20 protein-coding genes and 1 tRNA gene are annotated in these 23,318 nt (G+C 37.3%); 9 read left to right on the top strand and 12 right to left on the bottom strand.

Going from position 1 to position 23,318, the window contains the following annotated elements:
* Positions 1-43: 43 nt before the first annotated feature.
* From lpdA to HF876_RS04780, 5 genes are all read right to left on the bottom strand, one after another.
* Complete coding sequence (lpdA, locus tag HF876_RS04800) at positions 44-1,456, bottom strand: dihydrolipoyl dehydrogenase (RefSeq protein ID WP_169358928.1); 1,413 nt, start codon at positions 1,454-1,456, stop codon at positions 44-46.
* Positions 1,457-1,459: 3 nt separating this feature from the next.
* Positions 1,460-2,815: a dihydrolipoamide acetyltransferase family protein gene (locus HF876_RS04795; RefSeq protein WP_169358927.1), complete on the bottom strand. Its 1,356-nt coding sequence runs from the start codon at positions 2,813-2,815 to the stop codon at positions 1,460-1,462.
* 30 nt (positions 2,816-2,845) lie between these two features.
* Entirely contained in the window at positions 2,846-3,823 is a 978-nt protein-coding gene (locus tag HF876_RS04790; protein ID WP_169358926.1) for an alpha-ketoacid dehydrogenase subunit beta, read from the bottom strand.
* Between the two features lie 3 nt (positions 3,824-3,826).
* The gene (gene pdhA / locus HF876_RS04785) at positions 3,827-4,939 is read right to left on the bottom strand and encodes a pyruvate dehydrogenase (acetyl-transferring) E1 component subunit alpha (protein ID WP_169358925.1); all 1,113 of its coding nucleotides are present in this window, start codon (positions 4,937-4,939) and stop codon (positions 3,827-3,829) included.
* A gap of 610 nt (positions 4,940-5,549) precedes the next feature.
* A complete protein-coding gene (locus HF876_RS04780) occupies positions 5,550-6,194 on the bottom strand; it encodes a YkyA family protein (protein ID WP_169358924.1) in 645 nt (214 codons plus the stop codon).
* Between the two features lie 134 nt (positions 6,195-6,328).
* Here HF876_RS04780 and def point away from each other — a divergent pair, with 134 nt between their 5' ends.
* The gene (def, locus tag HF876_RS04775) at positions 6,329-6,886 is read left to right on the top strand and encodes a peptide deformylase (RefSeq protein WP_169358923.1); all 558 of its coding nucleotides are present in this window, start codon (positions 6,329-6,331) and stop codon (positions 6,884-6,886) included.
* A gap of 73 nt (positions 6,887-6,959) precedes the next feature.
* On the opposite strand, the gene HF876_RS04770 is transcribed toward def, so the two are convergent.
* Together HF876_RS04770 and HF876_RS04765 are read right to left on the bottom strand one after the other, a co-directional pair.
* On the bottom strand, positions 6,960-7,895 hold the full coding sequence (locus tag HF876_RS04770) for a carbohydrate kinase family protein (RefSeq protein ID WP_169358922.1): 936 nt from the start codon (positions 7,893-7,895) through the stop codon (positions 6,960-6,962).
* Positions 7,896-7,906: 11 nt separating this feature from the next.
* Positions 7,907-8,680, bottom strand: a complete 774-nt coding sequence (locus tag HF876_RS04765) for a Cof-type HAD-IIB family hydrolase (RefSeq protein ID WP_169358921.1) — start codon at positions 8,678-8,680, stop codon at positions 7,907-7,909.
* A gap of 287 nt (positions 8,681-8,967) precedes the next feature.
* Here HF876_RS04765 and HF876_RS04760 point away from each other — a divergent pair, with 287 nt between their 5' ends.
* Together HF876_RS04760 and rnjA are read left to right on the top strand one after the other, a co-directional pair.
* Entirely contained in the window at positions 8,968-9,177 is a 210-nt protein-coding gene (locus tag HF876_RS04760) for a DNA-dependent RNA polymerase subunit epsilon (protein ID WP_169358920.1), read from the top strand.
* A gap of 3 nt (positions 9,178-9,180) precedes the next feature.
* Positions 9,181-10,848, top strand: a complete 1,668-nt coding sequence (gene rnjA / locus HF876_RS04755; protein WP_169358919.1) for a ribonuclease J1 — start codon at positions 9,181-9,183, stop codon at positions 10,846-10,848.
* Positions 10,849-11,291: 443 nt separating this feature from the next.
* On the opposite strand, the gene HF876_RS04750 is transcribed toward rnjA, so the two are convergent.
* The 3 genes from HF876_RS04750 to HF876_RS04740 all read right to left on the bottom strand — a co-directional run bounded on the left by HF876_RS04750 (position 11,292) and on the right by HF876_RS04740 (position 12,775).
* Positions 11,292-11,364, bottom strand: a tRNA-Ala gene (locus tag HF876_RS04750).
* Between the two features lie 205 nt (positions 11,365-11,569).
* Positions 11,570-12,229, bottom strand: coding sequence for a potassium channel family protein (locus tag HF876_RS04745; RefSeq protein ID WP_169358918.1), 660 nt, complete (start codon positions 12,227-12,229; stop codon positions 11,570-11,572).
* A gap of 102 nt (positions 12,230-12,331) precedes the next feature.
* Entirely contained in the window at positions 12,332-12,775 is a 444-nt protein-coding gene (locus HF876_RS04740) for a TlpA family protein disulfide reductase (RefSeq protein ID WP_169358917.1), read from the bottom strand.
* Between the two features lie 190 nt (positions 12,776-12,965).
* On the opposite strand from HF876_RS04740, the gene HF876_RS04735 reads away from it, so the two are divergent.
* The 6 genes from HF876_RS04735 (at position 12,966) to HF876_RS04710 (ending at position 18,926) form a co-directional block, all read left to right on the top strand.
* The gene (locus HF876_RS04735) at positions 12,966-13,508 is read left to right on the top strand and encodes a helix-turn-helix domain-containing protein (RefSeq protein ID WP_169358916.1); all 543 of its coding nucleotides are present in this window, start codon (positions 12,966-12,968) and stop codon (positions 13,506-13,508) included.
* A 15-nt stretch (positions 13,509-13,523) separates the two neighbouring features.
* On the top strand, positions 13,524-14,630 hold the full coding sequence (locus tag HF876_RS04730; RefSeq protein ID WP_169358915.1) for an ABC transporter ATP-binding protein: 1,107 nt from the start codon (positions 13,524-13,526) through the stop codon (positions 14,628-14,630).
* Positions 14,620-15,444, top strand: coding sequence for an ABC transporter permease (locus HF876_RS04725; RefSeq protein ID WP_169358914.1), 825 nt, complete (start codon positions 14,620-14,622; stop codon positions 15,442-15,444). Before HF876_RS04730 ends, HF876_RS04725 begins: the two co-directional genes overlap by 11 nt.
* Positions 15,428-16,234 carry an ABC transporter permease gene (locus HF876_RS04720; RefSeq protein WP_169358913.1) on the top strand — a complete coding sequence of 269 codons (807 nt, stop codon included), beginning with the start codon at positions 15,428-15,430 and terminating at the stop codon, positions 16,232-16,234. Before HF876_RS04725 ends, HF876_RS04720 begins: the two co-directional genes overlap by 17 nt.
* Entirely contained in the window at positions 16,231-17,304 is a 1,074-nt protein-coding gene (locus HF876_RS04715; RefSeq protein WP_169358912.1) for an ABC transporter substrate-binding protein, read from the top strand. The genes HF876_RS04720 and HF876_RS04715 overlap by 4 nt, the downstream gene beginning before the upstream one ends.
* Positions 17,305-17,738: 434 nt before the next feature.
* Positions 17,739-18,926, top strand: a complete 1,188-nt coding sequence (locus HF876_RS04710) for an MFS transporter (RefSeq protein ID WP_169358911.1) — start codon at positions 17,739-17,741, stop codon at positions 18,924-18,926.
* Between the two features lie 45 nt (positions 18,927-18,971).
* Here HF876_RS04710 and HF876_RS04705 read toward each other — a convergent pair whose 3' ends face one another.
* Both HF876_RS04705 and HF876_RS04700 read right to left on the bottom strand, forming a co-directional pair.
* Positions 18,972-21,569 (bottom strand): VWA domain-containing protein, encoded by a 2,598-nt coding sequence (locus HF876_RS04705; RefSeq protein WP_169358910.1) that lies wholly within the window; start codon positions 21,567-21,569, stop codon positions 18,972-18,974.
* A complete protein-coding gene (locus HF876_RS04700) occupies positions 21,553-23,313 on the bottom strand; it encodes a vWA domain-containing protein (RefSeq protein ID WP_169358909.1) in 1,761 nt (586 codons plus the stop codon). The genes HF876_RS04705 and HF876_RS04700 overlap by 17 nt, the downstream gene beginning before the upstream one ends.
* Between the last annotated feature and the right edge of the window lie 5 nt (positions 23,314-23,318).

The raw sequence follows: 23,318 nt of genomic DNA, 5'->3' as shown, positions 1-23,318 counted from the left end.
AAACCGTGTAGAGTATTTCTACACGGTTTTATCGACCTACTTATTATTTAGATAGAATATGGATTGGGTGACCCATTACTACTTCTGCAGCTTCCATTGCAATTTCTCCAAGCGTTGGATGTGCATGAATAGTCATAGCGATATCCTCAACCGTCATACCTGCTTCAATTGCTAAACCAAGTTCAGCGATCATATCAGATGCACCTTGACCTACGATTTGAGCGCCAAGTAATAATCCATCTTCTTTACGTGAAACAAGTTTTACAAAGCCTTCTGTCGCGTTAAGAGCAAGTGCACGACCGTTAGCTCCGAACGGGAACTTACCAGCTGCTACATCAAATCCTTGTTCTTTTGCTTGTGCTTCAGATAAACCAACTGTAGCTAGCTCTGGATCTGTGAAGCAAACAGCTGGAATTGCAAGATAATCTACAACAGATGATTGACCAGCAATCGCTTCAGCAGCTACTTTACCTTCATAAGAAGCTTTGTGAGCAAGCTGTGGCCCCGCTACTACATCACCGATAGCAAAGATATTGCTAATGCTAGTGCGACATTGCTTATCTACTTCGATTAATCCGCGTTCTGCAAATTTAATACCAAGCTCTTCTAAACCAATTTCATCGGTGTTAGGGCGGCGGCCAACTGTAACTAATACATAGTCAGCTTCCACTTTTTTCTCTTCTCCACCAACTTCATAAGTTACGACTACGCCAGTATCAGATTCTTCAACACCTTTTGCAGATGCTTTCACTACCATATCTACGCCTTTTTTCTTCAAGCCTTTTTTAACAATAGTAGTCATTTGTTTTTCGAAGCCAGCTAAAATATCGTCTCCGCCTTCGATAATTGTAACTTGTGAACCTAGGTTAGCATATGCAGAACCTAACTCAGTTCCAATGTACCCTCCACCAATTACTACTAATTTTTCAGGTACCTCTTGAAGATTTAAAGCACCAGTTGAGTTAATAACACGTTTTGTATATTTAAATGTTGGAATTTCTACTGGACGAGATCCAGTAGCGATTATCGCATGTTTAAAAGTATAAGTTTGTGCAGACTTCTCATCCATTACACGAACTGTATTTGCATCAACAAAGTAAGCTTCACCAGAAACCACTTCAATATTGTTACCTTTTAATAATCCGGAAACACCGCTAGTTAATTTTTTCACAACACTTTCTTTGAAAGCTTGTGCTTTTGAAAAGTCAATTTTAACATCAGATGCCGTGATACCCATGTCATCTGAATGTTTTGCTTGTTCAAAACGGTGACCAACTGAGATTAACGCTTTAGAAGGGATACACCCTACGTTTAAGCATACTCCACCGATATGTTCTTTCTCTACAACTACTACCTTTTGTCCTGTTTGTGCAGCACGAATTGCAGCTACATAACCTCCAGGACCTGAACCTATTACTAAAGTGTCTGTTTCAATCGGGAAATCTCCTACGACCATTTTTTACGCCTCCATTAATAATAATTCTGGACTGCTTAATAAACGTTTTATATGGTTCAACGCATGTTGGGCAGTCGCACCATCGATCATGCGATGATCAAAGCTCAATGATAATGCTAACACAGGAGCGGCTACAATTTCACTATTTTTTATTACAGGTTTTTCTGAAATTCGACCAATTCCGAGGATTGCCACTTCCGGATGGTTGATAACAGGTGTAAACCATTGTCCACCAGCAGAGCCAATATTAGAAATTGAGCATGATGCACCTTTCATCTCAGCTGGAGCTAGTTTACCGTCTCGAGCTTTAGTTGCTAAAGTGTTGATTTCATCAGAGATGGCAAATACTGATTTACGATCTGCATTTTTAATTACAGGTACTAATAAACCTTTGTCCGTGTCAGCTGCAATCCCTATGTTGTAGTAATGCTTATGGATAACTTCGTTTGAATCGTCATCATACGAAGTATTTAAGGCTGGGAATTCACGCAATGTACTTACTAAAGCTTTCACTACATAAGGTAAATAAGTTAACTTGATATTTTTCTCTGCAGCTATTTCTTTGAATTTCTTGCGATGTGCAACTAGCTCAGTAACATCCACTTCATCCATAAGCGTTACATGTGGTGCAGTATGCTTGGAATTAACCATTGCTTTTGCAATTGCCTTACGCATTGGAGATAGTTTCTCACGAGTTTCAGGGAATTCTCCTTCTAAGCTAACTGGTGCAGAAGATTTTGTTTCTTGCACTTCCTCTTTTGCTTGAGCTGGAGAAGATTTTGTTTCTTCTACTGATTGATCTCCAGATAAGAATGCTTCAATATCTTCTTTTAAAACTCGACCGTTTTTCCCTGTACCATTTACGTCTGCAATATTCACTTCATTTTCACGTGCAAATTTACGAACGGAAGGCATCGCAATTACACGAGTGTCGCCTTTTGGCTCAGGCTTCGATTCATTCGTAGATGCTTTAGCCTCTGTTTTAGTAGGTGGTTGTTGGTTTTTAGAAGCATCTACAGGTTCTTTCTCCACTTCCTTACCATCCTCTAAAGTAGATTGAACCTGAGCTTCTGTTTTTTCTTCACCACTATGATCGCCTTTAAATTGAAGATCCTCATAGCCAGGTGCATCCAACTTAACTAGTACGTCGCCAACTACAGCAACAGTTCCTTCGCTTACCAACACGTCTGTTACTTTTCCTTTTACAGGTGAAGGAATTTCTACGACAGCTTTATCATTTTGTACTTCGCAAAGGATATCGTCCTCATCAACTTCGTCACCAGCTTTAACAAACCATTTAACGATTTCTCCTTCATGTATACCTTCTCCAATATCCGGTAGGCGGAATTCAAATGCCAAAGTGCTCACCCTTTCTATTGTTCGTTTCTTTTAGAAATTTAATACTTTCTTCGCAGTTTCTATTATATCTTTAGAGTTTGGCAACCAAACTGTCTCTGCTTGAGAGAATGGGAATACAGTATCTGGTGCTGCTACACGTAGAACTGGAGCCTCTAGGCTTAGAATTGCTCTTTCAGTAATTTCTGCTACTACGTTTGCTGCAATACCTGCTTGTTTTTGCGCTTCTTGTACAACAATTGCGCGGTTTGTTTTTTCTACAGAAGCAATGATTGTTTCGATATCTAATGGTTGTACAGTACGAAGATCCACAACTTCCACAGAGTGTCCTTCTTTTTCTAGTTCCTCAGCTGCTTTTAAGCTTTCTTGAACCATTGCACCATAAGCAATGATCGTTAAATCAGTACCTTCACGTTTCACGTCTGCTTTGCCGAGAGGAATAGTATACTCTTCCTCAGGAACTTCGCCTCGGAAAGAACGATATAATTTCATATGTTCTAAGAAAATAACTGGATCATTATCACGAATAGCGGATATTAGTAAACCCTTTGCATCGTAAGGTGTAGATGGAATAACTACTTTCACACCAGGAGTTGAAGTCATTAAAAGCTCCAAGCTATCTGCGTGCATTTCTGGTGTATGAACTCCTCCACCAAAAGGTGAACGAATAGTTACTGGCGCATTAAAAGCACCACCTGTCCGGAAACGCATACGAGATAATTGCCCACTAATGGAATCCATCACTTCATATACGAAACCAAAGAACTGGATTTCAGGAACTGGACGGAATCCTTGTAATGAAAGACCAACTGCCAGTCCACCAATACCTGACTCTGCAAGTGGAGTATCAAATACGCGGTCTTCCCCAAATTCTTTTTGTAGCCCTTCAGTTGCACGGAATACTCCGCCGTTATTACCAACGTCTTCGCCGAAGACTAACACATTTTCATCATTTTTAAGCTCAGTACGGAGAGCATCCGTAATCGCTTGAATCATCGTCATTTGCGCCATTGGTTACTTCGACTCCTTCTCTGTATAGTAAGCTAATTGCTCATCTAAGTTATATGGATTTTCTTCATACATAATATTTATTAAATCAGTTACTTTTTGTTTTGGAGCAGAATCTGCTTTTTTAATAGCATCTTTAATCTCTTCTTTTGCTCTCTCAATTACTTCTGCTTCTTTTTCTTCGCTCCAAATACCTTTACCTTCCAAATACTTGCGGAAGCGTACTAGAGGATCTTTTTTCTCCCATTCTGAATCCGTTTCAGATGTACGGTAGCGTGTAGGATCATCACCAGCCATTGTATGAGGGCCATATCGATAACAAACCGTCTCGATTAAGCTTGGTCCTTCACCTTTAACAGCACGGTCTCTAGCATCCTTCGTTGCAACATATACTGCAAGTGGATCCATACCGTCTACTACGATACTTGGTAAACCAGCCGCAATACCTTTTTGTGCAATTGTTTTTGCTGCTGTTTGTAACTCACGAGGAGTGGAAATAGCATACTGGTTGTTTTGGACGATAAACACTGCTGGTACACGGAAGGCACCTGCGAAGTTAATACCTTCGTAAAAGTCCCCTTGTGAAGAACCACCATCTCCTGTATATGTAATAGCAATAGATTTCTTACCGCGTTTTTGCATACCTAAAGCTACTCCAGCTGCTTGAATAAATTGCGCACCAATAATAATTTGTGGTGGGAACACGTTTACACCTTCTGGAATTTGGTTACCCATAAAATGACCACGTGAAAATAAAAATGCTTGCCATAATGGTAAGCCATGCCAAACTATTTGTGGAACATCGCGATAGCCTGGTAGGATGAAATCTTCTTTTTCACATGCGAAATGGGAAGCAAGCTGGGAAGCCTCTTGCCCTGCTGTAGGTGCATAGAATCCTAAACGCCCTTGACGATTTAACGAGATAGAACGTTGATCTAATATTCTTGTGTAAACCATACGACTCATTAATTCAACTAAATCTTCTTCCGATAAATTAGGGTCTGCTTGCTCATTAACAATTTCCCCGTCTTCATTTAAAATCTGGAACATTTCAAACTTTTCTTCGATTTCATGAAGCGTTTTCATTGGGTCAAACTGGTTTTCTTTGTTTGAAGCCATAAAGCACCTCTCCTTTTTCTCTGTATTAAAATAAAGTTGCACATTGATTGGTACAATATCAATTACTTCTTAGTATACTCAAGAATAAATGGTCGGTCAATCATCTAGAACTCTACCATTTTTATATTAGAATATTAAAAAAGTTTAATTCTGTACTACTCATTAATTTAATCTGTACTATATCAGTTTGAAGAAATCGCCTGATTTTTATTACACCTTTTTCAAACAGAATTTCTATACTGGTATATAAACCACCTTTTCGATATACATACCACCTCTTCTATTTTTTACACATTTTTTATTTTTATGCTCATAGAAAATCACCTTAAAGATTAATAGGATAACTCTAATAAAAATTCTAGTGATTCACTTTCCGTTACAACTCGACCATTAATAATCAGTCTCTATATGTTTTGACTCCTAATGTTGAGCTTATCGCTCACCCAGAGGAAAGCTTCTGGGTGGTGCGGAAATCAACCTTCAGATTTAAAAATTTATTTGCATCATATAAATCAACCCTCCCCTTTATCAGAGCCTAAATATAAAAATACCCCGCAAATGTTAATTATGTTACTAACATTTGCGGGGCAACTATTCATAAGGCAATCTATTATTCTTCTTTTTGAAGTGTGGAAAAAGCCTGATCTTTTACTTCATTTAATTGTTTTGTTAAATCATTAAATTCTTGAACTGCTTGTTGCACAGCTTCATTCTGCTTATTAACCTCTGCAACCTGCTCTTGAATTTTAGATACGTCCGCTTCTTCATCTAAAAGCATATTATAAAGAGCGTCTTGTAAGCTTGCAAGAGAGTTATATTGTTCAACCAACTTATCATACGAATCATATCGATTTTTAAAAGCATCTTCTACTGAACGGATACTTTCCTTTTCGGATTCCTCTTTAGCATCAGAAATAACTGACTCTAGGTCTGTAAGCTTCTCCTTTGCTTTCGAAATGGAATCTTTTTCTTTTTCTACCAGTGTCATACGTTCTTCTAATAGATTAGCAGTTGCATCTACTTGAGCACTAAGCTCTTCTTTTTGGTCCTGAGTTAATTCCATCATGCTTTGAAAATTTCCCTGTTCCTTTAACTCTGTTTCCTTCAAGGAAGTCTGAACTTCTCTATAGCCTTCTTCTGCTTCATAGATTTCAGTTAAAACATCAGATAATTTTTCCTGAGTACTTTCTCCAAAAGAGCAGGCAGACAATAGTAAAAGTGACATGAAAGGAACCACGAATATTAATTTTTTCATTCCGTAACCTCCTATACCCATTTTCAACTATAATTGTTCTAGTTACTAAATTCAACTGACTTATATACCTTTTTGTTTAGTAAAACGACATAATTCGATATAATAGAAATATGAAATTTGAAAGGACGATCAAGATGATTTTAATGCCTAACATTATTAGAGATGGACATCCTACTCTACGCAAGAAAACGGAAGAGCTTACCTTTCCACTCACTGAGGATGAAAAAGCTCTGGCACATGATTTATTGGAGTACGTTATAAATAGCCAAGATGATGAAATGGTGAAAAAATACAACCTTCGTCCTGGAATTGGAATTGCTGCACCCCAAGTAAACCAATCTAAAAGAATGTTTGCCATACACCTAATGGATGAGAACGATCAGGAAATAAGCTTTGTTGCAGTTAACCCTAAAATTATTAGCCATTCCGTAGAAAAAACATATATACCTTCTGGTGAAGGCTGTCTATCTGTAGACGAAGTTATTGAAGGGTATGTTCCTCGATATGCCAGAATTACAGCAACTGGATTTTATCCAGATGGAACTCCATTTAAGAAACGTCTAAAAGGTCTGGCTGCTATCGCCTTCCAACATGAATTAGACCATTTGAATGGCATTATGTTTTATGACCATATTAATCCACAAAATCCTTATGCGGAAATAGCAGATGCATTTCCTTACGAAAATAAATAATTAAAAAGATTGGCCTCTACGGAGACCAATCTTTTTTTACTAATAAATGCTCCGCTCCTAAAGCAACTACCCATTAGTTTATATCGGACAATTTTGGCATAGCAGACAACGCTCCAAAGTTTGTAGCACAAATAGATCCGAGCTTATTCCCAAAAGCAATATATCTGATCCATTCTTCTCTAGTTTCAGGCTTACCTTCTGACTGGATTTTTGATAGAATTCCTGCCATAAATGCATCTCCAGCACCGGTTGTATCAACAGCTATTACCTTTTCAGTTGGAATATGAACCAGTTCCCCTTCGATCATGGCGTATGTTCCATTTGCTCCAACTGTTACAAGGATTACGGAAATATTATATTCCGCTAATCTATTAAGACCCTCTAATTGAGTATTAGCTTGAGTTAAAAAGAGAAGTTCTTCCTCCGTGATTTTAAATATATCTACGTCATGAAGAAACGAACAAATTGTCTCTCTGCATTGCTGTTCAGTATTCCATCTTAAAGGGCGAATATTAGCATCAAACGATATTAGCGCACTAGATTTCTTCACTTCATCTACTATTTTTCTAGTAGTCTCTCTAGCGATTGCATGAAATAATGTCCCGGAGCAAAAATGGAAAGCACTTGCTTGATAAAAAGCATTCAAGTCTATCATAGAGAAATCTACTTGTAAGTCAGGGGTATCATCTAAATAAGTATGAAAATGACGATCGTTATTTTCTGTTAAGTGCACATAAACTCCACTTATAGATTTTTCCGGGTCGACCTGTATATAAGAAAGGTCAACTCCTTCTGCTTCTAGCTCCCTTTTCACAAATTTAGAGGTATCATCTTCTCCGATAATAGTTATAAAAGAGGAAGAAGAGCCTAGTCTGCCAATACCTGCAGCTACATTTACAGTGGCTCCCCCTAAAAACTTTTTAAAGCTCTTATTTGTCTGATCCTTTGAAATATAGTCAACAAAGGCATCGCCATATACTAATACGTACTTATTACTTTGCTCTATCATGTGATACTCCTTTAAATTAGCTTTAATTGCCTCATCGCATTTACTAAACCATTTTCTGAGACATGTTCTGTAACGATTGTTGCGTGTTTTTTAAGTTCATCTACAGCATTTCCCATAGCTACACCTGTACCTACGAACTTCAGCATTTCTACATCATTTAATCCGTCCCCGAATGCAACTGCATTTTGACGAGTTTCTCCTAAGTATTCTAAAAGTATCTCAATCCCAACAGCTTTAGACATGCCTTTAGGGAGCACATCACAAGATACTCTGTGCCATCTTACAAAGGACAAGTTAGGAAATGCACGTTCATACTCCTCTTGTACTTCTTCTTCACAAAAGACAAGCGCCTGATGAATATCATTATTTAAATAAAAGTTTTCTGCCTGTCTAGGAAAACCGACCTTTAAAGTTGAAATACTTTCAATTACATCTTGATGATCAGGTACATTAGAAACCATCTCATGACTGTCCATATATACTAAAGGTTGGTCTTTCAAAGCTGCAAACTCCGAAAGTTTTTTAAGCTCTTCCTTATCTATAACACCTTTATGTATGGTTTTGCCCTCAAATTGAACAATTTGACCATTATAAGTTATATAAGAATCAATTTGAAGTTGATCTACGATTGCTTTAGCAAGAAATGGTGCTCTCCCAGTAGCGATTACAGTAATATGTCCATTTTCTCTCGCTTGTCTAAATGCTTCTTCTACCCCTTCAGGAATATTTTTCTCTAAATCTAAAATGGTTCCATCTATATCGAAAATCAATACTTTTTTTTCCATTATTTTTTTCTCCCTTTTCAAGTTAAATTATTTGACTTTTCTGTTAAAATCCTTTACAAACTCCACAATTTCATATATAATACGTCATAAGGAGTGGATTGCCATGTTGAAACGCTTGAAAAGAAAACTGTTGCGGCGACTCGGCGGAATGCTCAGAAACAAAACTATTGCTTAAGTCAAATGTCTTGCCCTTCAAAAATTGGAGGGCTTTTCTTTATTTTAAATAAGTAGCGTGATAATATAAAGAGAATTGATTTATTTTGAACGTGAAAAAGGAGAGTATAAAAATGATTTATAAAGTTTATTATCAAGAAAACGCACTAGAGGTACCAGTTCGCGAAAACACTAAAAGCTTATACGTAGAGGCTGAATCAGAGCGTGAGGTTCGTTCACTTCTTATAGACCGCAAGTATAACATTGAACTTATCCAGCTGCTTGAAGGTAACCACTTGGAATACGAACAAGCAAGTCCAAATTTCAAAGTAGAAGAGTTGTAATTCATGAAATTTGTAAAAAATGACCAAACAGCTGTTTTCGCCCTCGGCGGACTAGGTGAAATCGGCAAAAATACGTATGGCGTTCAATTTCAAGATGAAATTATTCTAATTGATGCTGGTATTAAATTCCCAGAGGATGATCTTTTAGGAATCGATTATGTGATCCCAGACTATACTTATTTAGTCAAAAATGTGGACAAGATTAAAGGCCTTTTTATTACCCACGGACATGAAGACCATATTGGTGGAATTCCTTACTTACTAAAGCAACTCAATGTCCCAGTTTACGGAAGTAAGCTAGCATTGGGTCTGCTTCGAAACAAGCTAGAAGAGCATGGCTTACTTCGTCAAACGAAAATGAATGTAATCGAAGAAGACGATGTGATTAAGTTCAGAAAAACAGCTGTAAGCTTTTTTAGAACTACGCATAGTATACCTGATGCTTTTGGAATTGTGGTAAAAACTCCACCTGGTAATATTGTGCATACAGGAGATTTCAAATTTGACTTTACTCCTGTCGGCGAACCTGCAAACTTAACGAAAATGGCCGAAATCGGTCGTGATGGCGTTCTTTGTCTTCTTTCAGATAGTACTAATGCTGAAGTTCCTAACTTCACAATGTCCGAACGCAAAGTTGGAGAAAGTATGGATTCCATTTTCCGTAAAGTAAATGGTCGTATTATTTTTGCAACCTTTGCTTCGAATATCCATAGACTTCAACAAGTAATAGACGCTGCGATTCATCATAATCGCAAAATTGCTGTTTTCGGAAGAAGTATGGACAACAATATTACAATTGGACGAGAGCTAGGTTATATTACAGCCCCTAAGGAAATGTTCATTGATACAAGCGCATTAAACCGATTACCTGCTAACGAAGTTTTAATCCTCTGTACAGGTAGTCAAGGGGAACCAATGGCAGCTCTTTCTCGAATTGCTAATGGTACTCACCGACAAATTCAGATTCAGCCAGGAGATACCGTAGTATTTTCTTCTTCTCCTATCCCAGGTAACAGAGCAAGCGTTAATAGAACGATTAATCTGTTATTCCGTGCGGGTGCTGAAGTTATTCATGGTTCCTTGAACAATGTCCATACTTCTGGGCATGGCTCTCAGGAAGAACAAAAGCTAATGCTACGTTTGATGAAGCCAAAATTCTTTATGCCAATCCACGGTGAGTTCCGTATGTTAAAAATCCATACAGAATTAGCGGCAGATTGTGATGTTCCTATCGAAAACACGTTTATTATGGAGAATGGACAAGTTTTAGCTTTAAGCTCCAACGAAGCACATATCGCAGGACGTATCCCATCTGGAGATGTCTATATTGATGGTAGTGGTATCGGGGATATTGGTAATATTGTATTAAGAGATCGTAGAATTCTTTCTGAAGAAGGCTTAGTAATAGTAGTTGTTAGTGCGGATATGGAAAGAAAGAAAATTGTTTCGGGTCCAGATATTATTTCTAGAGGATTCGTGTATATGCGTGAATCTGGCACCATGATTAATGAAGCACAGCAAATGCTAAATAAACATTTAAGATTTACCATTCAAGACAAAGCAATAGAATGGTCTGAATTGAAAAACGAAATTACAGATGTTTTAAGCCCTTATTTATATGAAAAGACTAAACGCCGTCCAATGATTTTACCAATCATTATGGAAGTGTAAATAGTATAATCTAATCTAGTAGCTTTCTACTAAATATCTTCGACTGCAATCATCCACGAGGTTTTCGTGCGTGATTGCAGTCGTTTTTTAATTTTATAATTGCTTATTTATAGTAAACACGAATAATTAAAAGAGAATAATGAAAATTAAATGCTTTAGTCAATAAAGTAGTATTGATTTTCGCTCATATCTCGGACGCTTTCCGCGGGGGGAGCGAAAAGCCACCCCCCCATCGCTTACGCGCGTGGTTGTGATGCCTTATCTGTCTCCCTCCTCCCGCTGGAGTCGCCGCCTACCGCTACAATCAATATAGAGAAAATGTTCGTGTTTAATCGGTAAAATGCTGTTTACAAAAATAATACAAAAAATTTTATGCATACAAAAAGCGAGTAGGTAAACATACCCTACTCGCTAAGTTACTTACTCTATAGTAAACAAAATGATGGAACATAGGGGACTTGAACCCCTGACCCCAACACTGCCAGTGTTGTGCTCTCCCAGCTGAGCTAATGCCCCGTTTAGATCATGTAATAATATTGTAAGGGAAAAAAGTAGGAAAGCAACTACTTTTTGGGAGATTGCGGTTATAAATTGATGTCCTTAAATCTAGCTGGATAAACGAGTCTATTAAAATATCCCGTGATGGATAGACTGATAGCATATCGCTCATCCAGCAAAAAGCTGCCAACTAATTTTTCGACAGAATGAACACTTCATTTATTTAAGAAAGAACCTTCTTTTCGAAACGATTGATATCCACGTCTGCTCCAATGATGATGAGCACATCATTCAGCTGCATCTTATCCTGTGCCTGTGGAGATACAATAATCTCTTTTCCCCTTTTTACTGCAACTATATTAATACCGTATCTAGCTCGTATATCCAAGTCCACTATAGAGAATCCAGCAATTTTTTCATTTACTTTAATCTCCATAATAGAATGCTCATCGGAAAGCTCCAAATAATCTAAGACATTGTTGGACAGAATGTTATGAGCGATTCGTATCCCCATGTCCCGCTCTGGATGAACTACTTGATCGGCTCCAATTTTACGTAACACTTTTTCGTGATAATCATTTTGAGCTTTTACTGTAATTTTCTTCACACCTATTTCTTTTAGCATAAGCGTTGTAAGAATACTAGATTGAATATCATCACCTATTGCAACAATAACATGCTCAAAGTTTCTAATCCCGAGCGATTTTAAGACTGCTTCGTCTGTCGTATCCGCAATCACTGCTTGGGTTGCTATGGAGGCAAATTCATCAACTCTTTCTTGTACCTTATCAATGGCCATAACATCGGCGCCCTGCTCCATTAACTCTTTGACGATACTTCCACCAAAACGACCTAAACCAATAACAACAAATTCCTTCTGCATAGCTGCGCCTCCTAGAACTAATTGCCATTAGTTTAACACAACAGTGGTTCTACTGCTATCTAGATTTCCATCATTTTTTAAACCCATGCTTATTATTAAAAATTAGATCTCTTTTATCAAGAGGACAAGTCGCTTTTCCAACATTTGCAGCCCTCTCTCGCCAGCCTGTCTGTGTCGCAGTCGACCTTTTTTATCAAACAAATAAAAATTTGGTACAAGCTTACACTGGTACATTTCAGATAGCACCAAATCATGATCTAGACAAATCGAGTCATAAATTCCTGCAGCAGAAGCTGTCGACTTCACCAAGCTTTTACTCGCATCTTCAGGAGACCTAGGCATATGAATAGCAATGACATTAAACTGATTTTCATACTTCTCTTTCCATTTATTTATTAATGGTGGAGCAACCTTACAGGCATCACAGCTAACAGACCAAAAATAGACAAGCAAAGGCTTTGTACCTAATAACTGTCCCTTTGTCCATGAGCCGTTTAACCATTTAGTCGTAATAGGAAACTCCGGTAACTCCTCTCTCAAATTCATCCATATCTCTCCTTTATCCGTCATCCATATTCAGTCTATGCAACTAAGAGACAGTTGCATCTAATAGTTGGAAAATTTTTTTTTTGTATTATCTTTAAAAAGTTGTTAAAGTAAACTTAAAGTTATGTTAAAATAAACTTTGTTTTATGGAAAAGCTCTTTATTTTACAAAAGAGAAGGAGCGTAATTACATGCAAATTGGTAGAAAAATTAAACAGTTAAGGCTGAAAAAAGGTCTAACACAGGAAGAACTAGGCGAGAGAACGGACTTAAGCAAGGGTTTCATATCCCAGCTGGAAAGAGATCTAAATTCTCCCTCCATTGAAACACTTTTTTCTATCCTAAATGTTTTAGGTTGTAAGCCTAAGGATTTCTTTGACGATGAACATAGTAGAACTAAGGTGGTTTTCCAAGAAGAGGAGCAGACTGTTTACATAGATGAAGAAAAAAAGTACAAGCTTCACTGGCTTATTTCTGAATCCAATGAAAACGATATGGAGCCAGTATTGATCACTTTTGATAAAGGCGGTCAGTTTAAAGAGTTTGAACCTTCCTTATCTCAAACTTTTATATATGTTTTACAAGGTCGCGTCGAGTTACAACTTGGCAAACAACACTACTTTGCTTCGGCTGGAGAGTCCCTCTATTTTGAAGCGGCAGATCATCATCTTTTGAAAAATGCATCAGATGATATCTCCAAGGTTATTTATGTCGTCACGAATTCTTATTTATGAAAATGGAGGGTTATTATGTCAGAGACACCTATTATTCGCTTTGAAAATGTTACTAAATTTTATGATGAGGACACAACAGTTCTTAAAGACATTAATTTTGAATTAGAGCGTGGAAAGTTTTATACATTGTTAGGCCCATCTGGTTGTGGGAAAACAACTATCCTTCGCTTAATAGCTGGTTTCATGCAGCCATCAAATGGCAGTATCTATCTTAACGGGAAGCTAATTAACAATGTGCCAGCTAACCAACGCCAAGTAAATACAGTGTTTCAGGACTACGCTTTGTTCCCTCACTTAAATGTATTTGAAAATGTAGCATTCGGGCTACGTATCAAAAAATTAGGGAAAAAAGAAATAGAGGACAGAGTATTAGAGGCGTTAAAATTCGTTAACCTAAACGGCTATGAAAATAGAGAAATAGCAGAGATGTCTGGAGGACAAAGACAACGTGTCGCTATTGCTAGAGCTATTGTCAATGACCCTGAAATTATACTACTAGATGAGCCCCTTTCAGCATTAGACTTAAAACTACGATCCGAGATGCAATACGAGCTTCGTGAGCTGCAACAACGTCTAGGTAAAACATTTATCTTCGTTACCCATGACCAAGAGGAAGCACTTGCAATGTCGGATGAAATCTTTGTCCTAAATGCTGGGAACATTGAACAAAGTGGTACGCCTATGGATATTTACGATGAACCGATTAATCGTTTTGTTGCAGACTTTATTGGGGAGTCTAATATCGTTGAAGGAACAATGGTAGCAGATTTCCGTGTTCGTATCGGTGGCAAGGAATTTGAATGTGTAGACCAAGGTCTAAACCCAAATGAAAAAGTCGATATTGTTATTCGTCCAGAGGATTTAGAAATCACAACGATTGATAAAGGAAAAATGAAAGTTAAAGTAGATACCCAATTGTTTAGAGGAGTTCACTATGAGCTTTCCACTTATGATGAAGAAGGAAATGAGTGGTTAGTACATTCAACTAAAAAGGCAGCCGTAGGTGAAATGATTGGCTTAAATTTTGATCCAGAGTCTATTCATGTTATGCGTCTGAATGAAACAGAAGAAGAGTTTGATAAACGCCTAGAATCTTACGGAGAAGACGCTTATGGAAACTAAAAAAGCTAGGGCACTTTATCTAATACCCTACTATGCTTGGATTCTGTTATTTGTAATAGCTCCAATTGCATTAATCGCTTATTATTCCTTCTTCGATTTAAGCGGAAACTTTACTTTAGATAACTATCAAAATTTCTTTACGTCTGTTTATTTAAAACTAACACTTAGCTCTTTCTGGTATGCGTTCCTAATTACTTTGTTCTCATTATTAATCGCATATCCAACAGCTTATCTTTTGACTAAAACAAAGCATAAACAATTATGGTTACTTTTAATCATCATTCCATCATGGATAAACCTATTATTAAAAACATATGCCTTTATCGGTATTTTCGGCTTATACGGCCCAATTAATGCTTTCTTAAATGTATTCGGTATAGGAGAGCAACAAATACTATTTACTGATTTCAGTTTTATTTTCGTTTCGGTATATATTTTTATACCATTTATGATTCTTCCGATCTTTAACTCACTCGATAAGTTAAATCCTTCTCTTATTGATGCAAGTAAAGATTTGGGAGCTTCTGGTTGGACAACCTTTAGAAAGGTTATCTTCCCTTTAACAACAAATGGTGTAAAGGCTGGAGTTCAAGCAGTATTTATTCCCTCTTTATCCCTATTTATGATTACCCGCTTAATCGCTGGTAACAAAGTAATTACTTTAGGAACAGCTATTGAGCAACAATTCCTCGTAACTCAAAACTGGGGAATGGGTTCAACGATCGCTGTATTCTTAATCATCTTCATGGTAATCGTAATGATTATTACAGGGCAAAGAGATAAGGGGGCAACTTCCAATGGGAAACACAAGTAAGGCAGCAAAAATATATTTAGTCCTTATTTTCGTCATTCTTTATGCTCCTATTTTTTATTTGATATTCTATTCATTTAACAGCGGCGGTACGATGAATGAATTTGACTCCTTTACTTGGGAGCATTACGCAGCAGTATTTTCTGATACTCGCTTAATTATGATACTTATAAACACAGTTATAGTCGCATTACTATCTGCTTTAATTTCAACGGCTATTGGAGTTCTAGGTTCCTTAGGAATCGTTTATATTAGAAACAAATCATTAAGAAATTCGATTTTATCGTTAAATAACGTGTTAATCGTAAGTCCTGACGTTGTCATTGGTGCGTCATTTTTAATTCTTTTCACTATGGTGGGCGTTAAGCTAGGATTTGCCTCTGTGCTTATTTCTCATATTGCTTTTAGTATTCCTATTGTTGTTTTAATGGTACTTCCAAAGCTACAAGAGATGAACAGCTCATTAATCGATGCGGCAGCTGACTTAGGTGCAACTAGAAGAGACATTTTAAGAAGGGTTATCATCCCTTTCATCAAGCCAGGTATTTTCGCAGGTTTCTTTATGGCACTTACTTATTCTTTAGATGATTTTGCAGTCACCTTTTTTGTAACAGGAAATGGTTTTAGTACTCTATCTGTTGAAATATACTCCATGGCTCGAGCTGGAATTACTTTAACGATAAATGCACTTTCAGGTATTATTTTTATCGTAACATTGTTCTTAGTTGTAGGTTACTACTTCATTAGCCAACGAGGCGGTAAAAACCTGACAGGAATGGGGATACGTAAATGAAAGAGATTGTAAGAGCAGCTGTAGCCATTATAGTTGTATGTATCGTATTATTTATCACAAACGATTATTTAGGAAAAAGTGCAAATAATGCCGGTAGTGATACTGTTACTGTCTTTAACTGGGGAGAATACATTGATCCTGAGTTGATAAACCAGTTTGAAGAAGAAACCGGATATCGTGTGGTTTATGAAACCTTTGATTCAAACGAAGCCATGATGACAAAAATTGAACAAGGTGGGACTTCCTATGATATAGCTGTCCCTTCAGAGTATGCTATTGAAAAAATGAAGGAAAATGATTTACTCTTGCCAATCGATCCTTCCAAGTTACCGAATCTACAAAATGTGGATCCTTACTTTTTAGATTTACCTTTTGACCCTAAAAATGAGTTTTCTATCCCTTATTTTTGGGGAACAGTAGGAATTGTTTATAATCCTTCCCTATTGGAGGGACAAACATTTGAAAGCTGGGATAATTTATGGGATCCATCCTTAGAAGGCAAAGTATTGTTAGTAGATGGAGCACGTGAGGTTATTGGAATGGGATTAAATAGCCTAGGTTATTCCTTAAACTCTACTGATGAAAATGAGCTTCAAAGTGCTCTTGAAAAGCTTCAAGGCTTGACTCCTAATGTAAAGGCTATTATTGGCGATGAAGTAACGCAGCTGATGGTAAATGAGGAAGCAGCTGTAGCCCTTACTTGGTCTGGACAAGCTGCTGACATGATGTGGGAAAATGAAGAACTAGACTATTCTGTTCCTGAAGAAGGCTCTAATTTATGGTTTGATAATATGGTAATTCCAAAAACCTCCGCTAATGTCGATGGTGCTCATGCATTCATTAACTTCATGTTAGATGCAGAGGTTGCTGCCCAAAATGCAGATTATGTTGGTTATTCCACTCCTAATACTGAAGCGATGGAAATAATGGATGAAGAGGTTATCGCAGACGAGCGTTTCTATCCTACGGAGGAAGCTAGAGATAATTTAGAAGTATACAAAAATCTAGGTCTCGAAATGCTAGGCCACTACAATGAATTATTCTTGAAATTTAAAATGGGAGATAATTAATTTCAACATATTAATTATAAATTAAAACGTGAAATTAATTTTGATATGCTCCCCAATAGGTAGACAGATGAAACTGTTTACCTGTTGGGGGGTATTTTTTTTATGGCGCGAAGTAAGCTATTTTATTGAACAACCTCCCAATTTTTATTAAAATTAGTCTTCATAAATATCATTGCAGATCATTCAATCTAATCCTACTCTTACGTTCATTGTCGCGACGAATGATGACTTATCCACTTCCCCCGTCGAAAGCGTCCTCTGTATATGCTTAAACCAGCTATATCATTAATACTTTATATTGCTATTATTTATTTTACACAGTACTCTAATTGAAGAAAATTGTATAACTTTTCGGGACACGAAAGTATGTATTAATGGGAAAATATGATATTATCGATAGATGAATAATAGTACGAGAGAAAGCAGGAGTCGTTATGACAGAGAAAAGAAATAAATTCGCATTATATATTCTGATGTTCAATATGTTTATTGTAATGTCAGGGATAGGAATTGTTATTCCAGTAATGCCTTCTTATTTAGAAACTTTTGGAGTTGCTGGGCAAGCCTTAGGTTTTATTATCGCATCCTATGCCTTAGGACAATTTATATTTTCCCCATTAGCGGGTGAACTATCTGACAAACATGGAAGAAAAAAAATGATCATTATTGGCTTGATCATCTTCGCTGTTTCACAATTATGGTTTGGGATAGCTACTCAAGAATGGATGCTCTATATTGCAAGATTTATGGGTGGAGTTGGAGGAGCATTTTTAGTACCTGCAACGATGGCCTTTGTCGCTGACATCACAAGTTATGAAGAACGTGGGAAAGGTATGGGGTTCATTGGAGCTTCCATGTCACTAGGCTTTATGATTGGGCCGGCTATTGGAGGATTTTTAGCAGGAGTTAGTTTATCCTTTCCATTTTATATGGCCGCGGTAGTTTCTTTTCTTTCCGCAATAGTATCCTTAATCATTTTGCCTGATATTAAAAATGTAATAACTGATTTAAATCCAGCTATAAAAAAACGTGAAAATATTCTTACTCAAATGAAAAGCTCGATTTATACACCTTACTTTATGATGTTATTTATTATTTTTGTATTTTCTTTTGGAATCGCCAACTTCCAGGCAACCTTTTCTTTATATGTAGATCACAAATACGAATATAGTCCGCAAAGAATAGCCGCTATTTTAACGGTAGGTGGATTTGTGGGAGTGGTTATTCAAACAGTTGTCATTGATCGCTTATTTAAACGTTTTGGTGAATTAAACGTTATTCTTGTCAACTTAGTTGTGGGAGCCGTCTCATTAGTTCTATTCTTTTTAGTAGATTCCTTTTGGCTTATCTTGTTTTTAGCAACAGTCTTCTCGATTGCTACTACATTGATTCGACCAGCTGTTAATACCATCGTTTCTAAGCTCGCTGGCAATGAGCAGGGGTTTGCTGCTGGTATGAATAATGCTTATATGAGCTTAGGTAATATGATTGGCCCAGCACTTGCTGGAATATTATTTGACGTAAATATTAACATACCGTTTTTAGTAGGTGCTGTAATTTTACTTTGCACTTGGGTCATTACACTTGTTTGGGTTAAAAAGAAGAAACCTGTCATTCTATGATAAAAGCGCAACAGAGGAAACAAGCCTCTGTTGCGCTTTTACATTTTATCGTTTTTTCTTTTCTCTCACTAGCTTTTCCATATTACTGGACTTTGTTGTAGTGGAAGGGGTAATTGCTTTTTTAGGTTTCTTAAATGGTAAAATTAGCTGTTTAAATCCAAATCTCCTGATTGTTATATCGATAAAGAAAAGGATTATCGCAATTAATATTAATATCTGTCTAATAGGCTGTTTTTCGGAGCTAGTGACATCCATATCTCGAAACGCCTCTGCTGGTTCACTTAAAAGTTCTCCACCAGTTCTATTTGTTATAAGCTGTAGTTTTTGGACATCTGGCTGTTGGACCTTATATTCTTCACTATAAGGAATTGATATTCCAGCTTGATAGACAGCGTCCTGTTCATTGGAAACTCGGAAAAATACAAGTCCTGGCTCGCTCTCAACCGTGACACGTGATTTTCCAGGCGCCAATGGCTCTGAATTTACTTCTAGTTCCTCCCCTTTTTCATTGACCGCTGCCACTTCTATAAAGGATGATTTTCCAGATGGATCTGTTACCGTATAGCTTCCATCACTTGCTTTTTGAATCGTATATGGCACTTCACTATAGGATGGGAGCATTCTAGAGACTGCTGTGTTCCAAAAATCTCCCCAATTATTCCAACGAGCAAAATCTCCACTCCAGGCACCAGTAGAATCAGAAGTAAAGGCAAGTGTTCTTCCCAACCCATACATCCATTCAGCTAAAACTGGATCTTCCTTCTCACTTTGTGCAATAACATTTGCAGTTTGTTTTGCAGTGGTTGCAATATATGCATTCATCTGTGGAACTCCTTCCACAAACAAACTAGACCAGGTCGGGTCTCCATAAATAGTAGGGTAAAACGGATTATCCTCTATATAGGTTCTGGAGATGATCGCCGTTTCAGTAGACATAATCGCTGGAATGGTAGATTCATCCTGTACTTCATAAAAAGTTCCACCTCCCATTTCTGCAAGGCTTTCTAATAAAGCACGGTCTGCATCCTGACCAACCGCTACAGTGGAAACAGTTATATTGTTCTCTTTTCCATCTTCTATTAAAGTTTGATAGTCATTAGACGAGCTTGACTGGCCATCTGTCAGTAAGATGATATGCTTTCGTTGTAGCTTCAATGGTTGTAACTGCTCGTATGCTTGCGCAAGGCTTGAATATATTTCAGTTCCTCCCCCTGCGCCTACAGAAAGGATCTTTTCAACCGCGTCTTCCCTGTCTGTGAGTGGCTCTGTTTCAATGATCTGCCATGGTTTATCATCAAAGGCTATGAAGCCTAAATGATCATCATCTCTTAGCATTTCAACCGAACGAGCAGCGGCCTCCTTTGCATACTCCATTTTAGAGCCAGCCATACTTCCTGACCTATCCATCACTATAATAAGTCCTAATGAAGGTAATTGTTGCTTCCCTTTCACTTCCATCTCAACGGGTAATAACTTTTCTATAGGTGTTTTAAAATATCCCCCTAGTCCAAAGCTATTTTGTCCGCCAACCATCATAAATCCAGTACCAAAATTTTTGACTGCCTGTTCGATGACGTTCATTTTTTGCTCTCCAACAAGATGCCCTGGAACATTGTCGAAAATAATTGCATCATAGGCTAGATAATTTGATAAATCATATGGCAAGGAACTAGCAGAGATAACATCTGTAGTAATTGCCTCTTGGTCAATTACTTGAGTAATATTAGTTGTAGCATCCTCATTAGTGACAATCAGCAGTCTTGGAGAGTTCTCTACATTCGTAACACTCGTAAGCTTATTGTTCTCGATTAAAGCATCCCCTTGAACGATCACCTGTACGTCATATTTCAACAGACCTTCACCCTTAGACGTGTTACGGAATGTAAAACTATTGGAGCCCTGTTCTAAGGATACTTGTTCTCTAGATAGTAATTCATCGTTTTGATAAAGTAATAGCTCTGCATTAGTTGCCTTAGTAGCCTCTAACTCTACATTTAGCTGCTGTTGTTCTCCTTCAAAGGCTACAGGTGGTGTCTCAAATGTAGTAATCGCTACATCCTCTGATGATATTCTCTCAAGCTCCACCACATCAACAGTTACATTACTACCTGTCATTTTCATGAGTTCGTCTGCCACCGAGCCACTTGTTTCAATTCCATCGGTAAAGAGAACAATTCGTGTAGCTTTGTTGGGATCAATTATTCCAGTAGATAATTGCAACGCTTTAGCTATATCTGTATTACCAGGTAAATCCATTGGGCTGAAGACAGGTAGCTTTATATCCTCATTCGTTAATGCTATCTCTGACTGAAAATTCTCAGCGAAAGAATAAACTCCAACTAGATGTTTGTCTGTTTGAGCATCTAAGCTTTTTTCAATCCACTCAGAAACCTGTTGTTCCGTACCTTGAACAGAAGCAGAACGATCAATAAGGAAAACTACCTGTTCCTCTTTGATCGGCATTAATAGATACGGATTCGTAAGACCAAGTATTAAACAAAAAATAGCAAGCAGGCGGATAAAGAAAACTACAAGACCTTCCTTCTTCCAATGCTTTCTGTCTTTATTCCATATCCATATAAAATAAATAAGAATAGGTAGTGATATTAATAGCAATAGTGGTTGATCAACTCGTAAATCCACGACGTCTTTGCACCTCCCACTCGATAACAAACAACAAGAGCAATAAAACAATTAGAAATGGAACTAGCGAAAATTGTTCATGATTCTCGGATTGCTTATCTGTTTTCTGAGCACCAATGGAATAAGAAGCTCCTTTGGAAATTTCTTTTTCTTTTTGTGATAATGCTACCGTAAAGTATTTTTCTTTTTCACCTGAACGTATAACATACACACCGGGCTCCCTTGGTGCCATAAAGGCTCCTCCATTTTCAATAGAATATAAATAGGAGTCCTCCATCGTATATATTTCCCATTCGTTCGTCGTACTGCCTAACGATTGAGGTTTTCTTTCATTTGGAGTAAATGTTCCTAAATATAGATTACTATTGGATAGCTGTTCTTTTACGCTCCACATAAATAATGGGAAGGAAGGACTTAATGGCCAATCAGTCATTTGTATATCGGAAAGCACGACTACATCGCCTTTGGGTGATACCTGTATAAAGGGCTTATTATCGACCGTTGCAATTGTAGAATAGCCTTCTACTCCTGGGTATACACTGCTCACATAAATATCCGATAAATCAGCAAAAGAAAATAACGGGTGCTCCACAGTTTGAACATTACCGTTCACTTCGATTGGCGTCACATCATTTCTTCCAATAAATAAGGCTGGTCTTTCCATTTGATTTATCAAACCAAACTGATTGGTAGCGAGAATACCTTCTTCTTTTACTAAGCTTACCTGCTCCGATGGTATACTGCTCATTTCAATCCCTAGTGATTGAAATGCCGTACGAACCAATGTATGTAGCGAGCTATCTATGTAAATCTTAGAAAGCTGGTCTTGCATAAATACAACCATTTCATTATCTAGGAGATAATCATCAGAAACATCAATAGTAGCTTTAAGAAAGCTTGCCTCCTCCAACTCATTAAAAGAAAGAGTCACCGTTTCTCTAGGTGGCAAAATAACCGCCTCTTTTATAATATCCTTCTCTCCATTTGATACGGTTAAAGAGGCATTTTGTTCTTCGTTCGTTTGATTGTCAATTTGGACCAATGCTGAAGTTCCGTTTTTCATCTTTGTAGCCCCAAAACGTTTAATGGATATATTATCCACTTCCGCTGGCTGTCCAATAACATTCCAACTGACATTTTCATAGTGTAGGGGTAGTGTCTGTTGATCAAGCTTGTCCGTGAATACATAAACCGAAGTATCTTTCGTTTGAAAAAAAGATTGAGCAAAATCTAGTGTTTTGGAAAATGCCTCATCCTCATATGTCACTTCTAATTTATTTATTTCATTTTTTATATGATTTATATTTGTTTCTTGTTTTAATACAGCAGTTGGTTCATTTCCTGTAGTAATAAGGGTGAATGGCTTACCAGATAACTGCTCAATCATATCAAGCATTTCTTGTTTATGAAGGTCAAATAAATTCGTATTATTAATATTTACTTCGATACTAGCGGATGTATCTACGACAAAGATAACCTGCTCTCCTGCAAGTGCTTCTTTTTTCCAATAAGGCTGAATCAGTGCAAGAACAAGTAAAATCATCGCTAACATCTGAAGATAAAATAAGGCATTTTTTTGAAGGTGCTGTAAATAAGGAGAGGCCCTCGTTTCTTTCATTACTTCCTCCCAAAAAAGCGTAGATGAAACAGATTGCTTCCTATATTTTTTTCGGAAGAAATAATAAAGGAGAACAACTACTGGAAATATTGCTGTCCATAAATATGGTAATTGACTAAAACCCAAATGTA

The sequence above is a fragment of the Psychrobacillus sp. BL-248-WT-3 genome, from assembly GCF_012843435.1.
In the GTDB taxonomy this organism is placed as follows: domain Bacteria; phylum Bacillota; class Bacilli; order Bacillales_A; family Planococcaceae; genus Psychrobacillus.
The sequence above is the reverse complement of the archived record's forward strand: the minus strand, read 5'-3'. Positions and strand labels throughout refer to the sequence as shown.

What these genes read in the sequence shown, in the direction of transcription:
- HF876_RS04770 (WP_169358922.1), bottom strand. Translation starts at nt 7,895, where the DNA reads ATGATAGAGCAAAGTAATAAGTACGTATTAGTATATGGCGATGCCTTT.
- HF876_RS04780 (WP_169358924.1), bottom strand. Translation starts at nt 6,194, where the DNA reads ATGAAAAAATTAATATTCGTGGTTCCTTTCATGTCACTTTTACTATTG.
- HF876_RS04760 (WP_169358920.1), top strand. Translation starts at nt 8,968, where the DNA reads ATGATTTATAAAGTTTATTATCAAGAAAACGCACTAGAGGTACCAGTT.
- HF876_RS04715 (WP_169358912.1), top strand. Translation starts at nt 16,231, where the DNA reads ATGAAAGAGATTGTAAGAGCAGCTGTAGCCATTATAGTTGTATGTATC.
- HF876_RS04745 (WP_169358918.1), bottom strand. Translation starts at nt 12,229, where the DNA reads ATGCAGAAGGAATTTGTTGTTATTGGTTTAGGTCGTTTTGGTGGAAGT.
- HF876_RS04790 (WP_169358926.1), bottom strand. Translation starts at nt 3,823, where the DNA reads ATGGCGCAAATGACGATGATTCAAGCGATTACGGATGCTCTCCGTACT.
- def (WP_169358923.1), top strand. Translation starts at nt 6,329, where the DNA reads ATGATTTTAATGCCTAACATTATTAGAGATGGACATCCTACTCTACGC.
- HF876_RS04735 (WP_169358916.1), top strand. Translation starts at nt 12,966, where the DNA reads ATGCAAATTGGTAGAAAAATTAAACAGTTAAGGCTGAAAAAAGGTCTA.
- HF876_RS04720 (WP_169358913.1), top strand. Translation starts at nt 15,428, where the DNA reads ATGGGAAACACAAGTAAGGCAGCAAAAATATATTTAGTCCTTATTTTC.
- HF876_RS04765 (WP_169358921.1), bottom strand. Translation starts at nt 8,680, where the DNA reads ATGGAAAAAAAAGTATTGATTTTCGATATAGATGGAACCATTTTAGAT.
- HF876_RS04710 (WP_169358911.1), top strand. Translation starts at nt 17,739, where the DNA reads ATGACAGAGAAAAGAAATAAATTCGCATTATATATTCTGATGTTCAAT.
- rnjA (WP_169358919.1), top strand. Translation starts at nt 9,181, where the DNA reads ATGAAATTTGTAAAAAATGACCAAACAGCTGTTTTCGCCCTCGGCGGA.
- lpdA (WP_169358928.1), bottom strand. Translation starts at nt 1,456, where the DNA reads ATGGTCGTAGGAGATTTCCCGATTGAAACAGACACTTTAGTAATAGGT.
- HF876_RS04725 (WP_169358914.1), top strand. Translation starts at nt 14,620, where the DNA reads ATGGAAACTAAAAAAGCTAGGGCACTTTATCTAATACCCTACTATGCT.
- pdhA (WP_169358925.1), bottom strand. Translation starts at nt 4,939, where the DNA reads ATGGCTTCAAACAAAGAAAACCAGTTTGACCCAATGAAAACGCTTCAT.
- HF876_RS04730 (WP_169358915.1), top strand. Translation starts at nt 13,524, where the DNA reads ATGTCAGAGACACCTATTATTCGCTTTGAAAATGTTACTAAATTTTAT.
- HF876_RS04740 (WP_169358917.1), bottom strand. Translation starts at nt 12,775, where the DNA reads ATGAATTTGAGAGAGGAGTTACCGGAGTTTCCTATTACGACTAAATGG.